Raw genomic sequence first — 13,410 nt, forward strand, 5'->3', positions numbered from 1 at the left:
GACAGTAAAGGAGACAGTTTCATATGGCCTTTTGGACAAGCAACCGGCAGCCTGACCCCTACATTGAGCTGGTGGCGACGCAAACTCGCGAGATGAGTACAGGGGAATTTGCGCGAAGAACCGCCGCGCATGCCTTTGAACGCACCACTACCGGCCTGATTCAGGAAGACACCCGCATTGCCGAGGCCGAAAAAGCGGCCGGAACCTATAATGACCAGTGGTGGGTAAGCGGACTGACGGGTGTGGACCTGGGCAATCCCATGGCCATGAGCCAGGAAGAATTTAAGGCCAGCGGCTATGACCGGGGCGGCAAAATCGCCTACAGCCCGAACATGACGGAACAGCGGGCGCAAATCCTGGCCGAAACCTTTGACCGTCGTCAGCATGAATCCATGATGCTGGACCGGAATGCCGCGGGATTCTGGCGTACCGCTGTAGGTTTTGGGGCCGGTCTGCTGGGCAATCTGCCTGACCCCATCAACCTTATCCCCATCGGGGGGGCCACAGCCAGGGGTGCAAGTCTGGGCGCGCGTGTGGCGCGCGCTGCTGCGGAAGGCTTTGTGGGCACGGCGGTGGCTGACGCCGTACTTTTGCCCGAGGCTTCCCGGCGCGGCGATAATGTGGATATCGGTGATTTTTTGCTCGATACCACGTTCGGTTCCTTTTTCGGGGGCGGCATCGGAGCGGTAGGCGGCCTGCTGCACACACGACGCGTCAAATCCCTGTCCGGGCAACAGGCGGACCTGGCCGAGGCCCTGCGCTGGACCGGCATGGAAGGCGGTGAGGCCGGGCGTTTGGCCGGAGGCGTTGTCAATGTACTGGCTGACATGCCGGAGCGTTCGGCGTTGATCGCCAATGTACGCCAGAACCTTGCCGGGCTGGACAGGGTAGGGGCCGCCAAACTGATGGATAAAACCATGCTGGCCCTGCGCGACGGCGAAAACATGGATATAGCCCGTTGGGGTGAAGAGTTGGGGCTTGATATCCCGGCGCTTGTGACGCGCCGCCGTCAAGAAGCGGAAAGCTCTTTGACACGGGCACGCCAGGCGGCCACCCCCGATGTAAGCGAGCTGGAAATGCTTGTGCCGGAACAGTCCACACAGCAAGAAGGTTTGCTGGCGTCATTGAATGCCGGAGTGAACCTTGAGGCCCCGGTACGCATGGTGGAGGCCCAGCCGCGTTTTGCAGGCCGTTCATTGTGGGCTGTGGTCAAAGGACCGGATAGAACAGCTCTGCGTCAAGAGCTGGTAGGCGCATATGACAATGTTTCCACCGGCTGGAAAATCAACCTGACCGGAAGCGGCGTCGACCATGCCGTCAGCAGTGCAAAGAAAAGCATGGACGGCATGGCGCACATGGAGGCTGTCGCCAATCTGCCCGGCCTCATTGAAAACGCCGTTCTTGTGGAAAGCCACGCGGATCGCAAGGGACAACGTCTGAAGGCTGTACACCGCATGTATGCGCCCCTGCGCCTGGGCGATGACATTTACGCGGTAAAGCTGACGGTGAAGGAAGCGGCAGAAGGAATGGTGGCGCAGATAGATGATATCCACCGCCTCTATGACCTGAAACTGGAAAAGAAAATGCCCGGCGATCTGCGCCAGCCGCCGGACCTTGCCGAGGCAAGCGGGAAAACTGGCTCCACTCCGGGCATTCCTGAACTCAGATTACGTCAGTTGCTCGAAGGCGTCAACGACAGCGAGGGGCAGGCTTTTCTCAAGTCTCTGCGTGTATTGAGCGAACGTCCGCGCCTGGCGGCTGATGATGTGCGCGGCGTTGTTGACGGGATCGCGGCGCGCAATGCCGCGCCCGTGCATGTAGTGCAGAACGTGGCCGAGTTGCCAGAAAGCTGGCGGGAGACGGCGAAGCGCGCCGAAGCCCTCTACGATCCTAACACCGATACCGTGTGGATGGTGGCTGACAATATCGAAAGCCCGGAGCGCGCGGTCCAGGTCTGGGCCCATGAGCAGATCGTGCATCACGGTTTGCGGGGGATGTTCGACAAGGAACAGCGCGCTACCGTGCTGGAATCACTGTGGGACAGCATGGGCGGCATGGAGAGTCGTGAACTGCGCGACATTGCGGAACGTTACGGCCTCGACCTCGATACGCTGGACGGGCGCTTGCTGGCCGTGGAAGAGACGCTGGCCGCCTTGGCCGAAAAAAGCAAAGCCAAGTCCCTGACAAAGCAAGAGGAGAGTCTGTGGCGTTCTCTGGTGGAATACATCACGCAGGCGTTCAATGATCTGCTGGGACGCAGCGGTGAAGGTACACTGTTGAAAAACGCGGACGTGAATGCCCTGCTCTCCCGGCTGGGAAAACATGTGCTGGATGGCGACAATGCCCGGCTTGACCGGGCCGCAGTGACGCCTGACTTTCGCGCGCCGCAACCGTGGCCGGAACTTGACCCGCCTTCTCTGGAAGAAGCGGCGCGCAACGAGCAGACATGGTCCGGTCGCGAGATGGATTCGGTTATGGCCGAGGCCGAGCGCTTGACGCAAGAAGGGCGGGCTCCGGAAGAAGATATCAGACAATCGCAGGCCGCCACTACGGAGTTAGAACGGGCGGACACCAATGAGCAGGCTGCGCTTTCCATCGTGCAATGCATAACCGCCAGTATGGCGTAGGGGGAATTATGGCCGGAAGAGAGGACTGCATTTTGGCCGCCGTGCGCGCCGGGGCCACTGCGGAGGACGCCGCGTCCATAGTGGACGACATGCTGCGCGAAGCGCAGACCATGAAGGCGCAGGGCCAGCTTGCGGGTCTGGAAAAGGCATTGGCGGAACGGACCATGAATAAGGCCGAAGCCATGCGTCGCGCCGCCCTTCAAGAACGGCGGCAGGCTGCCATTACCATTGTGAAGCGCGACGCGGCCAGGCAGTTTATCCAGCAGGCCAAAGATAGCGGGGCCAGCTTCGCGGATGCGGTGGAGGCTATGCTGGTGGGCAGCGCCAAGCGTTTCGCTGGCAGCCGGGAGAGCGTCAGCCGTTTGCGTTCCAGCTTGCGGGGTCTGTGGGGCGGCAGCCTGGCCAATGAATTAGAACGCGCGGGTGTCGTTGATCTGCTGCAAAAGGATCACTCTTTTGGAGAATCCGCCATGCGGGAGATGATTGAGCCGGGGAGCACCGGCGATGATCTGGCCCGCGCCACAGCGGACATCTTCAGCCGTTACCTTGAAGACTTCCGCCAGCGCCTGAACGAGGCCGGGGCGGATATCGGAAAACTGGACAATTACGCTCCCCAAAGTCACGACAGCCTGAAAATCCGTAAGGCCGGACAGTTGGAATGGATACGCTTTATTGAAGACAAGATTGACTGGCAGCGTACTTTGCCCGACGCCGACGGCCCGTTTCTACATCAGCAGGATGCGCGCCGGGATTTTCTTTATGAAGTCTGGCAGGACATCACGACAGGGATACGCAACAAGGAGCGGCCTGGAACGCCGCCCAGCGCGTTCAGGCCGCGCAATATCGCCAACAGCCTGCACAAGGAACGTGTGCTGCATTTCAGGAATGCGGACGCGGCCATTGAGTACCAGCGGACATTCGGACAGGGCAATATCGTCCATGCCATGCTGAACCGTCTGGACAGTTCGGCGGCAAAGCTCGCGCTGATGGAAAAATTTGGTCCCAACCCGGAAGCCGTGATTCGGGGACTGATTGACGAGGAAGCCCTGAACATGCGCAAGGCCGGGATGGCGGACCCGGAAAAGGTTCGTAATTTGTGGAAGGGAGAGCGCAGCGGCAGGATCGCCAATTATTATATGGCGCTCTCCGGGGAAATGGGCACGCCCGAGAATCTGACCGGCGCGCGCGTGTCGGCGGCCATCCGGGGGCTCAGCAGCATGGCGAAGCTGGGCGGCGCGTTCTTGTCCAGCTTTGCGGATACTTTTATCAAGGCGGCCGCCCTGCGCCATTCGGGCGTAAACATGTTGGAAAGCTGGCAGCAGGGCCTTGAAATGCGTTTCGAGAGCTTGCAGGGCACGGAAAAGCGGGAACTTGGCCGACAGCTTGGCGTCTACACCCAAGGTCTGTTGGGCGACCTGTACAGCCGCTTTGATGTGAACGATGCCTTGTCTGGACGTATGACACGTTGGATGAACAGCTTTTTTAAACTCTCCGGCCTGACCGGCTGGACCGAAGCGCACCGCGCCGCCTACACTTTCAATCTTTCCAACCGGCTGGCACGCCAACTGGAGGAAGGCGATTTTTCCAGAGTGAACAAGGATTATGCCGTGGTTCTTGAGCGCAACGGCCTTAAAGACCGTTGGAATCTGCTGCAAAAAATGGTGCAGCAAAGTGAGGACGGCGAGCACTATGTGATCCCTGAAAATGCTTACCGTCTGAGCGAAGCGGACCTGGAAGCCTTTTTGCCGGAACACTTGCGAGACTACGATTTTTATGCTCGGCAAGAAAAGGAATGGCGGACTCAACGACGCAGATTCAGGGGGAAGCGCTTGCGCAATGAAGTACCGCCGGGCACGCGCTCGCCGCAGCGCCCCAATGCACCAGCACCGGATGAGTGGCAGACTATGCGCAGCCGTGAGGCTGAGCGCATTCGCCGTAAGCTGGCCGAAGATGTCATGGGTTATTTTTCCGATGAAACCGGTTATGCCGTGCTTGAGCCGGATGCCAAGACGCGCGCCGCTATGTACCGCAATACGCGCCCCGGTACAGTGGCGGGGGAAATGCTGCGTTTTGCGTGGCAGTTCAAAAGCTATCCTGTGACCTACTGGCAACGCATTGTCTCGGAAAGTCGCTGGCAGAGCGCGAGTAGCCTGCCGGAGGGTGGTTTTTCAAGCTGGCATGACGCGCGGCGTTTCACGGGAGACGTGCCGGGCATGATCCACTTTACCTTGGCAGCCGTAGCCTTGGGGTATGTTTCCGGCGCGGCCAAGGATATTGCCAAGGGGCGCGAACCGCGCGATGCCACCAAACTGGAAACCTGGATGGCGGCGATCACACAGAGTGGCGGCCTGGGAATTCTGGGTGACTTCCTGCTCGGCACTACAGATCGATTCGGCGGCCAAGCGGCGGGCAGCCTCTTGGGGCCCGTGCTTTCTTCGGGGTCCCGCCTGCTGCCCATCACCGGCCAACTGGCGCGCGGCGAGTTTGGCGACGCCGGGGCCGACGCCGTGCGCTGGACTGTGGACAACGCGCCCTTTGTAAATCTGTGGTACACGCGTGGGGCGCTGGATTATCTGCTGTTTTTCCATCTGCGGGAAGCCCTGAGTCCCGGCACCCTGAAACGGGCTGAGCGCAAATTGAAAGAAGAGTTCAACCAGGGCTATTTCAAGATAGGCGGCCTGGACCTGACGCCCAGCCATAATATCCGCAAAGGCGGCGGTTTCCGTTCAGGGATGCCCGACGTCCATGGGTTTTAGCGGGTTCAGCCGCCGAAGGCTGGGAAGATATGGAGATGGACAGGACGAAGAACCCCTTCCGGTTGTTCTAGGAGATGATCAATTGAGCAGAGCGTCAACAGACTTGCGGACATCTTCCAGCTTTTCGTCGGAAATCTGCCCATCCGCCGGAGCATCGGACACGGGTTCCTCGTCTTCGGCATTCCACCAGCACTTGATCCGTGCGGTAAGGGAGTGGTCGATATTGGGGATGGTTGCCTGTATCCCTGATTCAATTATCCATTTTGTTCGTAAACGAGCTTGTTCAATCGTGCGCGGCGTGAGGTCCGGCATTTGCGCGGCGTCGGCAGACATAACCAACGGCATGCCCATGCCTATAACCAGCACAAAACCTACAAGCCTTTTCATGGCCCTGTTCTAAGCAGCTTTCCGCTCTTTGACAACCGCATAGAGATAAAAGGACGGGCCGGGGGTGAAACCATCCCCGGCCCGGTAAAGAGTCCAATTCGAGAGGCGCTATCGCTTCTTAATGCCCATGGCGTAACCGACGCCTCCGCCACCGACAAAACCAATGAGGAGCTTGATCAGCCCTTCCAGCAAGGTATCCTTACCAAGATACAGCGCACAAAAACAAAAGGCTGAAAATAGAATGATGATTGTCATCACCACTATGAACCCAGTTCTTCTGTCTCCTGCCAAATGTTGCCGAATTTCATGCTGGTTTTGCAGCGTTGCTTGGATATTCAGCTTGGCAATATCATATTGATGCGCGTCTTGTTGCAGAAGTACTTCACGATCTTGAAGCGGAGCTGGCAAATCCTGATCAGGCATTGTGATCTCCAAAAGGAGTGTCAATGGTTACTCTGTACCGTGGCACCGGAAGTTTGACCTTGAATCCTCCAAAGTCGCCGGTGTTCATATCAGCGGGGACAATACGAACGGAAGCGGGGTTGATTTCACCTCTTTCGCGCCTCTTCAGGTATTCCTCAGCCGAGATAAGCTCTTCCGTTTCAAGGAAGGTTTCTAGGGTGGGGGCATACATAGACATGGCAGTCACCTCAAGCCAAAAATAACAACGAAGGTCAGTTGGGGCAAGATTCTTTTTTAAGGCCGGACCCTAACGAGCCCGGCCCCATCGGCACCATGTCAAGGTGGCTAACTAGGGCTATCTTGACTTGGGCAAAGGCAGAAGCTATTCTGAATTTGCTACAATCCAGAGGGGCTTCATGCGACATTCGCATTGCCTCGTTGTGTATTTCCAGAGGCCGGGTTCCCCCGGCCTTTCTCTTACCTCATCGCTTCACCTTCGCCTCTCACTCCATCATCCCCGCCGCCCAGGTGACGGCCACTCGCCCAGCCTCACCCATAAACAGCAGTGCCAGCGCCCTACGCGGCAGGCGGTAGGCGCGTATGGCTTTACCACCACGCCCGGTCACATCTTCCCTCACCAGCAAACGGGTTGCCAGATCCGGCGGGAGCATAGAGCGCACCCGGTCAAGGTCGCGTATTAACTTGGAGTGCTTGCGTTGCATACCACGGGCCGCATCAGTGGAAAGGATTGTCTGCGTATCCATGACAATCCCCCCTATCCGCGCCCATACAGGCGGCCCAGCTTGTACCCGGCCTCAAGCGCATTGTAGGCGGCGCACAGGCTTTCATCCGCCGCCACATAGAGGTTGTGCAGGATTTCATACGCCTCCCGCTCATCCGGGCGCATGCGCATAGTCTTTGAACCGGGGTGGCAGCCAAGGCGGACGATATTGCGCACGACGCCGAAGTCGGTGTGCATCTCACGCGCTATGCGCTCCATGCGCTGCATGGCCTCTTTGCGGTCACTGCCCATGTCGTCGGGGAAGTCCGCGCGGAACGTCAGGGCCGTGGACGGTGCCGGGAAAGTCTCCGGCGCGGGGAGCGCCTTGGTAGCCTTGACCTCCATCCCCACCATATATTCCACCGCCTCGCCCATCTTCGCCGGGGGAAGCTGCGCATATCGTGCGATCTGGAAATTGTTGTTGAACCGGGACCAAACTTCCTTGTATGCCTTCCGCTGGACCGCCTTAGGTAACATCCCCATCTTGGCTTGCACGATGGCTTGAAGCTGGGCTTGCTGCTCTGGGGTCAGGGTTTCGCTGGTGGGCACTTCGGGGAGGGCGGCCCGCTCTTCGGCCGCCAGTCTGTCCAGTACATCCAGCACCCAGCGACGAAACGCCTTGGCTACCGGAGTGCGCGCGAACATGGCCAGGAGGTGGCAGCCGCGAAGGGAGAAGAGAAGACTTTTTACCGGGAACGCCGATTCGGCGTTGTCGAGGATTTCAATGACTTGTGCCATGTCAAACGTAAATTCGTCCGCATGGGCGCGATAAATTTTCGCGGCTTGGTCTTCCCGCTTGAATCCAAGTGCTTTGGCAAGCTCAACAGCACGAATCCAAAGGTGGTTCTGGTGGGTGACGGGGGAAAGAGTAACGTCGTTGAAAGTGAGGGCCTGTGACATGGTAAACCTCGCGTGGCTTTCTATTGGCCCCTGCAAATGCAAAAGGCCGGGAGCTAGAAACCGCACGCGAGCGGCAGGCATATTCCCGATTGCTCGGTATTGTATTAGCCTACTCCCGGCCAGGATGACCATATTCATAGCCCAAAACAGGGCATGAAAAAAGCCTTGACTTACGGGAAAGGCGTCCGTCGCGTGAGGAGTTTCTAAGCTCCGTGTGAAAACAACGCCATAAAACGCTGGAAATGTCAATCTAGTTTATTAAAGATTCAACGCTAGTTGGGATAGCATAGAAAAAGGCGATACAACGCTCCCCAGCTCGTGAGCTGCCGGGGCCTCACGGACACCCGGACGTTGCACCGCGAATGCCTGCCAATGTTAGCAGTCGGCTTTGTGTTTCTCAATCTGCAAAGCCGCGCCTTGGGAGCAACGGCAGGTGGTGCTGCAACCATAAAAATTATTCCGAAATATGTGCAGAACATAGAAACAAGCTCAAGAATTTTTTCCGGAATATTATTCACAGCTAATCCTCTGTAAATTATATACTAATTCAATAGCCCTCTAACAATTTCTTCCTGCTCTTTGATTTTATCTCTCTTGGGTCTACTTTCAATTTCTCTCATTTTTTCTATAGCATTCGGAACCCGTGCAATGCCAATTTTTTTGACCATAGAAGATATTGTTGCTGGTCCTATATTATTCATTTTATATTTTGTATAAAATATATCCAAAGCTGATATATATTCCATAATCTCTTTTTTACTTTCTGGAATATATTTTGTCCTGCATTTTTGATATCCTTCTTCAGAATTGATATTCATTTCAACGCACATATTTTCCATGCTTAAAATTGAGCCAAGGACAAACGCAACTTTTTTATCTTCATTCCCATAGTAATTTCTCCATACAGCGTATGCATCTATATCATCTGCGAGGGCAACCGATGAAGTGCAGATAAAAAATAACAGAACAAGTATTTTCATATAATTATATTATTATAACGAAGTTTAAATTAATAAAAGGAAAAACCCAAGCCGCCTAGTAGTGCAAAGAAAACAAGAAAACCAATGAACTCACTTGTTTTACTGCCAATATAGCATGACAACGCAATGCAAGAAAAAAATATCAATATAGCTTTCCCCATTGCTTTGCCAATATTCCCAACCTCGGAGAATCCCAAAAATTTTCCACTAAACAAACTAAAGATTAAATACAGTACTACTAGTAGGATTCCAATCCCGACCCAATCATTATTTTTTAAGCTCATACCCAGCCCTTTAAACTACTATAGTAATGATAGAAAAGTTATACCTATATCAATAAAGAATAAATCAATGCCATCAATTGGTATTTCCCTTTAGTGAATGCTGTATCATAGTTATTTTTCCCTCCTTAATTTCCAACACCTTCTCAGATCACCCCGTGTCTTTGCCTTATGCTGCTCCTTGGTCAAGAGCTGCATGTTCTCCGGGCTGTCCTTTCCCCCGGCGCAGAGCGGCATGATATGGTCCACCTCGTATCCGGGCGGCGTCCGCGTCAAGCCCTGCTGACGCAGAAAGGCATTCACCTGCGCACGGGATCGCTCCGTGCGCGCGTCGGCACCGAACGCCAAGGCCAGGCAACAGGTCAGGGCAAGAACCAGGATAAGCAGTCGCATGTTTTCCCCACCCCTACCAGCTATCCGATAGCATCGCAAGGCGGCTGATATTCCGGGCACGAAAAAGCCGCCCGAAGGCGGCTGGGATGGAGGAGGGGGTTACAAGTCTTCCGGTGTGAGGCCGGTGTGTTTGGCTATGCGTGCCAACATGCGGGGGCCAATTTCTTCCTGATCGTGGAAGGCAAAGATCATGTCCGGCCACCCGTCGCGGGCAAGCGTGCGATGTGAACCAGCGCGGCGTTTTTCTTTCCAGCCGAGACGTTCCAAAGCGGCCAGCAACCGCTTGGCCTTAACAGACGGCCACGGGGGCATGATCGGGCACGCTGAAGGTGATATGTTCCAGTCCGGGCACAACTTCCCCATTCTCAAGGCGTTCAGCTATGCAGCGCAAGGCCAGGGCCTGCACCCGCTGCAAAGCGTCTGTTTCGTCTTGGCCGTAAACCAGAACGCCTGGGAAATCCGGAGCTTCAGCGATCCAGCGTCCGTCCACTTCACGCTCAAGTTCAATGGTGATGCGCATCTTTTTCTTCCTTCTTTTTCAAAAGATAGCAATCAGGGATGGCCCTGGCAACCATACAAATTTCAGGCAAGGGCGGGGGCGTTGCCGCGCCCCCACCGACGGGCTAGCTCAAGCCCGACACGGCCCGACACGGCTTTGGCGAGCCGTGCAGAGTATCCGCCTGGCACGAGGCTAGACCGGATACGAGGGCAGCACAAGAGGATGAGATCATGGGTAAGAGCGCTGAACGCTGCCCCAACTGCGGCAGTCCCGTACCGGCCAGCAAGACGGATACCGTGCCCGCCATGCCCGAAGACAACTACAAGGGGTGGCCGCTGGGAAGTGTGCGCTACCAGCGGCTGGTCTGCCCGGTCTGCGGCTGTGAGGGCAATAGGCCGGTGCTGGTGGGCAAGACGGAATGGAACATGCCGGACAATCCGGACAACCATGCAGGACTGAACCAGGCCTGAACCAGTCCCGCGTCAAATGACGTGCCACGAGGAATCCCCCGTGGGAGAATCCCCCTGACGGACAAAAACCGCCGGGGGGATTTTTGTTTTCCTCCCGGCAAACCCTGTGGAGGTTTTACCTATGTCTCGTGATGACAACGAAAGCAACGGTAACGGCAAGGTACCCGGATGGATCGGCTTCGGATTCGGCGTCGGCGGTTTGCTTGCCGCTTTGGGCAGTAATGCCAATGGCAACGGCGGCTTTCTGAGCGGCCTGTTCGGCGGCGGCAACAACAACATTCAGATCGCCTACATGCTGGACAACGAGCGCCGCCTGGGCCGCATGGAAGCCGTGCAGGCTGCCACCGCGACGGCGGTCGAGAAGGACGCGCGTTTTGACAACGCCCGTTTCGACTGGATGCGCCGCGAAACCGACTACGAAATTGAGGCCAAGACTTGCCGCTTCATCCCCGGCAAACTCTTCCTCTCTCCGAACGAAATGGCCGACCCCTACGAAGGCGGCCGCAATGTGATCGTTTCCCGCCACTACAACGGCGAAGGACGCTGCGGCTATTCCCCCTGCGGCGGCTACAACGCCGGTTACGGCTGCGGCTGGTTCTAGGCCGCGCCGCGTATCCCCTGGGGGCCGGGATAAAGGCCCCCGCTTGAAAACCACAAAAAAATAAAGAGACAATTACATGGAGATGTACGGAAATCCTTATCCAGGGCGGGGTGAATACCCGATACCCTCGGACTCGCGGGACATGATCATGCGGCGCGTCGGCATGGGGCAGCCCATGCAACGCACTGCCCTGATGGATCTGGACGCCTTTCTGGCCGGGCTTTCCTCCGAGGAGCGGGCCGCCGTGCTCAACACCCCGGAATTCGCCGGGGCAAACGCTGATCTTATGCAGGGCTTTGTGGCCTTTCTGATGATGGGCGAGCCGGGCCGGGCCTACCTGAATGCCGGAGCCAAAGAACAGGCCGAGCGCCTTTTGCTGCTGGCCAAGGAGCTACACGCCCAGCGTCGGGAAGAAAGCCGTTCCGAGGTGGATCAGCTCAAACAGGAATTGGCGGACCTCAAGCGTCGTCTGGGCGAAGGAGGTAATGCGGCATGAGTGAATCCAATGTTGCGTATTCCATGCTCCGGCGTGAGGCGGAAAACTTCATACTGCGGCTGACCGGCTTTGACGTGCGTTCCCATCCCCTGGCGAAGATGGCCTTTGAGGGCGCACTCCGCCGTTATGATCCGCAGATTCGCGGCTTTTTGGGCATGCTGACTTCTGATCCGCCCGATTCGGTGGATGCCGCCGTGGGCGTGCTCAAGGACGAAGGGGCCGCCAAGCTGGATGCCTTTTCCGAAAAATTCAAAGCCAGACTTCAAGAACAGAAAAATAAGGAGCAATAATAATGCCTGTCATCAATGCCACCGTTCCCAACACCCATTCCGGAGGCACGCAGATCCTTACCGCTTCTCCGTTTATGGCGTCGTTGAGTACGCAGAACAATCGCAAATTTACCATGGATCTCCTGGAGGCGATCAACCTGAACATCGGCGGCACCGATATCCTGGAGCTTGACGACTCCGAGTACACCGTGCCCCTGATGGATTCGCACGGTTATTATATCCGGGCTGATCGTATGCTGCGCGCCATCCAGGAGCGAGGGGCCATGCGCTGCATCAACAACATTGCGGATATCCCGCAGTGCATGACCGGCTTTTGCGCCGTGCTTGCCACGGACCCTAACCGGATCATCATCCTCGACTGTCTGCCGCGCAGCACCTTTGTGGGCGGCATCGGTTCGTCCAGGGACCCGGTTCCCACTAACGCGGCGAGCGCTGCCGCAAGCAAAAAGGCGGCTTAACCATGATTAACTGGACCTTGGAAGAAGGGACGAAGGCCTTGCGTTGCCTGCTGGCCACGAGCGCCGAAATCTGCAAGGACGGCGATGACCTGGATGCGCAGGAGCTGGATGATCTTAAAGACACCTGGTGCACTATTCAGACGGTCTTGAAGATCATGCGCATGGTTAAAGACCCGGCCTATGGGGCCATGGCATTCGCTCACAAGGATGATGAGCAGCACGGCTTGGCCTTCCTGGCTAAACGGGATATGGCGGTGCCTCCTCATAAATCCATGAGCTGAACTGATGGTTGTGATCGCGCGGAGATATCCGAAACATGGCCCCTCGAAAGAGGGGCCTTTTCCTTTTGGAAAATGGAAATGGGGGGAGAAGTGCCCGGACGGGCGGAGGTGGGATAGGGGAGGGGCTGTGCCCTGGGCACATGAATGGGGGAGGATAAAGGCCAAATTGGGCACATTTGGCACATTTTGAATTGAAAAATGATTTTAATATCAATATGTTATTATGTAATCCTTGAGCCTACGAACCTGTAGGTCAGGAGTTCGAATCTCTTCGGGCGCACCACAAAATGTTCGAGAGTCCGGATATTATATCCGGACTCTTTTCATAAGGGGCTTTAGCCAGTTGAGCGAGCGTTTGCGAGCGAAACAGAAATCCACCCGCTATGCGGGTGGAAATAATTTGTTATACAAAAAACACCTTTCCCATACGATAGAGTTGTTCAAGCCCATCGTAATTTTTAAGGGAAAGGTGTTTTTATATGGGAACTCGAGTTCAAAGTTTAGCCCACACAAAATGGTTGTGCAAGTATCACATTGTCTTTTCTCCAAAATACAGGCGGAAAATAATATTTGCCAACATTCGAGAAAGTATCGGAGAAATTCTTAAGGACTTATGCAATATAAAGGTGTTGAAATTATCGAGGGCCATCTCATGCCGGATCATGTGCACATGCTGGTGAGTATTCCTCCAAAAATCAGTGTATCAAGTTTCATGGGGTACCTGAAAGGAAAAAGCTCATTGATGATTTTCGATAAGCATGCAAACCTGAAGTACAAATTTGGCAATAGGAAATTCTTGGCGGAAGGA

The 13,410-nt window shown here is 55.8% G+C and carries 17 protein-coding genes and 1 pseudogene; 9 read left to right on the plus strand and 9 right to left on the minus strand.

Annotation, left to right across the window (positions count from 1 at the left end):
• Nucleotides 1-23 precede the first annotated feature (23 nt).
• Nucleotides 24-2,627, plus strand: coding sequence for a hypothetical protein (locus HMPREF1022_RS00745; protein ID WP_009301451.1), 2,604 nt, complete (start codon nt 24-26; stop codon nt 2,625-2,627).
• An 8-nt stretch (nt 2,628-2,635) separates the two neighbouring features.
• Complete coding sequence (locus HMPREF1022_RS00750) at nt 2,636-5,383, plus strand: hypothetical protein (RefSeq protein WP_009301452.1); 2,748 nt, start codon at nt 2,636-2,638, stop codon at nt 5,381-5,383.
• Between the two features lie 78 nt (nt 5,384-5,461).
• Here HMPREF1022_RS00750 and HMPREF1022_RS00755 read toward each other — a convergent pair whose 3' ends face one another.
• The 9 genes from HMPREF1022_RS00755 to HMPREF1022_RS00790 form a co-directional block, all read right to left on the minus strand.
• On the minus strand, nt 5,462-5,770 hold the full coding sequence (locus HMPREF1022_RS00755) for a hypothetical protein (RefSeq protein WP_009301453.1): 309 nt from the start codon (nt 5,768-5,770) through the stop codon (nt 5,462-5,464).
• Between the two features lie 108 nt (nt 5,771-5,878).
• A complete protein-coding gene (locus HMPREF1022_RS00760; protein ID WP_009301454.1) occupies nt 5,879-6,193 on the minus strand; it encodes a hypothetical protein in 315 nt (104 codons plus the stop codon).
• The gene (locus HMPREF1022_RS00765; RefSeq protein WP_009301455.1) at nt 6,186-6,410 is read right to left on the minus strand and encodes a hypothetical protein; all 225 of its coding nucleotides are present in this window, start codon (nt 6,408-6,410) and stop codon (nt 6,186-6,188) included. Before HMPREF1022_RS00765 ends, HMPREF1022_RS00760 begins: the two co-directional genes overlap by 8 nt.
• Nucleotides 6,411-6,675: 265 nt before the next feature.
• Nucleotides 6,676-6,936, minus strand: a complete 261-nt coding sequence (locus tag HMPREF1022_RS00770; protein ID WP_009301456.1) for a hypothetical protein — start codon at nt 6,934-6,936, stop codon at nt 6,676-6,678.
• An 11-nt stretch (nt 6,937-6,947) separates the two neighbouring features.
• Nucleotides 6,948-7,853, minus strand: coding sequence for a BRO family protein (locus tag HMPREF1022_RS16430; protein WP_009301457.1), 906 nt, complete (start codon nt 7,851-7,853; stop codon nt 6,948-6,950).
• Nucleotides 7,854-8,395: 542 nt separating this feature from the next.
• On the minus strand, nt 8,396-8,833 hold the full coding sequence (locus HMPREF1022_RS17870; protein WP_156802783.1) for a hypothetical protein: 438 nt from the start codon (nt 8,831-8,833) through the stop codon (nt 8,396-8,398).
• A 395-nt stretch (nt 8,834-9,228) separates the two neighbouring features.
• The gene (locus HMPREF1022_RS19135) at nt 9,229-9,507 is read right to left on the minus strand and encodes an HNH endonuclease signature motif containing protein (protein ID WP_009301458.1); all 279 of its coding nucleotides are present in this window, start codon (nt 9,505-9,507) and stop codon (nt 9,229-9,231) included.
• A 99-nt stretch (nt 9,508-9,606) separates the two neighbouring features.
• Nucleotides 9,607-9,870: a type II toxin-antitoxin system HicA family toxin gene (locus HMPREF1022_RS00785; RefSeq protein WP_332248494.1), complete on the minus strand. Its 264-nt coding sequence runs from the start codon at nt 9,868-9,870 to the stop codon at nt 9,607-9,609.
• Nucleotides 9,797-10,027, minus strand: coding sequence for a type II toxin-antitoxin system HicB family antitoxin (locus HMPREF1022_RS00790; protein WP_009301459.1), 231 nt, complete (start codon nt 10,025-10,027; stop codon nt 9,797-9,799). The genes HMPREF1022_RS00785 and HMPREF1022_RS00790 overlap by 74 nt, the downstream gene beginning before the upstream one ends.
• Before the next feature lie 209 nt (nt 10,028-10,236).
• Here HMPREF1022_RS00790 and HMPREF1022_RS00795 point away from each other — a divergent pair, with 209 nt between their 5' ends.
• From HMPREF1022_RS00795 to tnpA, 7 genes and pseudogenes are all read left to right on the plus strand, one after another.
• A complete protein-coding gene (locus HMPREF1022_RS00795; protein ID WP_009301460.1) occupies nt 10,237-10,476 on the plus strand; it encodes a hypothetical protein in 240 nt (79 codons plus the stop codon).
• Between the two features lie 121 nt (nt 10,477-10,597).
• Nucleotides 10,598-11,077, plus strand: a complete 480-nt coding sequence (locus tag HMPREF1022_RS00800; protein WP_009301461.1) for a hypothetical protein — start codon at nt 10,598-10,600, stop codon at nt 11,075-11,077.
• A gap of 175 nt (nt 11,078-11,252) precedes the next feature.
• A complete protein-coding gene (locus tag HMPREF1022_RS00805; protein ID WP_156802784.1) occupies nt 11,253-11,573 on the plus strand; it encodes a hypothetical protein in 321 nt (106 codons plus the stop codon).
• Nucleotides 11,570-11,863 (plus strand): hypothetical protein, encoded by a 294-nt coding sequence (locus tag HMPREF1022_RS00810; protein ID WP_009301463.1) that lies wholly within the window; start codon nt 11,570-11,572, stop codon nt 11,861-11,863. The genes HMPREF1022_RS00805 and HMPREF1022_RS00810 overlap by 4 nt, the downstream gene beginning before the upstream one ends.
• A gap of 2 nt (nt 11,864-11,865) precedes the next feature.
• Complete coding sequence (locus HMPREF1022_RS00815; protein WP_009301464.1) at nt 11,866-12,321, plus strand: hypothetical protein; 456 nt, start codon at nt 11,866-11,868, stop codon at nt 12,319-12,321.
• Nucleotides 12,322-12,323: 2 nt separating this feature from the next.
• Nucleotides 12,324-12,602 (plus strand): hypothetical protein, encoded by a 279-nt coding sequence (locus HMPREF1022_RS00820; RefSeq protein WP_009301466.1) that lies wholly within the window; start codon nt 12,324-12,326, stop codon nt 12,600-12,602.
• Between the two features lie 479 nt (nt 12,603-13,081).
• Nucleotides 13,082-13,410: pseudogene (gene tnpA, locus HMPREF1022_RS16870) on the plus strand (IS200/IS605 family transposase); the annotation flags it as partial.

Source organism: Desulfovibrio sp. 6_1_46AFAA, assembly GCF_000224635.1.
GTDB lineage: Bacteria > Desulfobacterota > Desulfovibrionia > Desulfovibrionales > Desulfovibrionaceae > Desulfovibrio > Desulfovibrio fairfieldensis.

Excerpts from the sequence above, each read along its gene's own strand:
- HMPREF1022_RS00745 (WP_009301451.1), top strand. The coding sequence starts at position 24 with ATGGCCTTTTGGACAAGCAACCGGCAGCCTGACCCCTACATTGAGCTG.
- HMPREF1022_RS00750 (WP_009301452.1), top strand. The coding sequence starts at position 2,636 with ATGGCCGGAAGAGAGGACTGCATTTTGGCCGCCGTGCGCGCCGGGGCC.
- HMPREF1022_RS00755 (WP_009301453.1), bottom strand. The coding sequence starts at position 5,770 with ATGAAAAGGCTTGTAGGTTTTGTGCTGGTTATAGGCATGGGCATGCCG.
- HMPREF1022_RS00760 (WP_009301454.1), bottom strand. The coding sequence starts at position 6,193 with ATGCCTGATCAGGATTTGCCAGCTCCGCTTCAAGATCGTGAAGTACTT.
- HMPREF1022_RS00765 (WP_009301455.1), bottom strand. The coding sequence starts at position 6,410 with ATGTCTATGTATGCCCCCACCCTAGAAACCTTCCTTGAAACGGAAGAG.
- HMPREF1022_RS00770 (WP_009301456.1), bottom strand. The coding sequence starts at position 6,936 with ATGGATACGCAGACAATCCTTTCCACTGATGCGGCCCGTGGTATGCAA.
- HMPREF1022_RS16430 (WP_009301457.1), bottom strand. The coding sequence starts at position 7,853 with ATGTCACAGGCCCTCACTTTCAACGACGTTACTCTTTCCCCCGTCACC.
- HMPREF1022_RS17870 (WP_156802783.1), bottom strand. The coding sequence starts at position 8,833 with ATGAAAATACTTGTTCTGTTATTTTTTATCTGCACTTCATCGGTTGCC.
- HMPREF1022_RS19135 (WP_009301458.1), bottom strand. The coding sequence starts at position 9,507 with ATGCGACTGCTTATCCTGGTTCTTGCCCTGACCTGTTGCCTGGCCTTG.
- HMPREF1022_RS00785 (WP_332248494.1), bottom strand. The coding sequence starts at position 9,870 with ATGGGGAAGTTGTGCCCGGACTGGAACATATCACCTTCAGCGTGCCCG.
- HMPREF1022_RS00790 (WP_009301459.1), bottom strand. The coding sequence starts at position 10,027 with ATGCGCATCACCATTGAACTTGAGCGTGAAGTGGACGGACGCTGGATC.
- HMPREF1022_RS00795 (WP_009301460.1), top strand. The coding sequence starts at position 10,237 with ATGGGTAAGAGCGCTGAACGCTGCCCCAACTGCGGCAGTCCCGTACCG.
- HMPREF1022_RS00800 (WP_009301461.1), top strand. The coding sequence starts at position 10,598 with ATGTCTCGTGATGACAACGAAAGCAACGGTAACGGCAAGGTACCCGGA.
- HMPREF1022_RS00805 (WP_156802784.1), top strand. The coding sequence starts at position 11,253 with ATGCAACGCACTGCCCTGATGGATCTGGACGCCTTTCTGGCCGGGCTT.
- HMPREF1022_RS00810 (WP_009301463.1), top strand. The coding sequence starts at position 11,570 with ATGAGTGAATCCAATGTTGCGTATTCCATGCTCCGGCGTGAGGCGGAA.
- HMPREF1022_RS00815 (WP_009301464.1), top strand. The coding sequence starts at position 11,866 with ATGCCTGTCATCAATGCCACCGTTCCCAACACCCATTCCGGAGGCACG.
- HMPREF1022_RS00820 (WP_009301466.1), top strand. The coding sequence starts at position 12,324 with ATGATTAACTGGACCTTGGAAGAAGGGACGAAGGCCTTGCGTTGCCTG.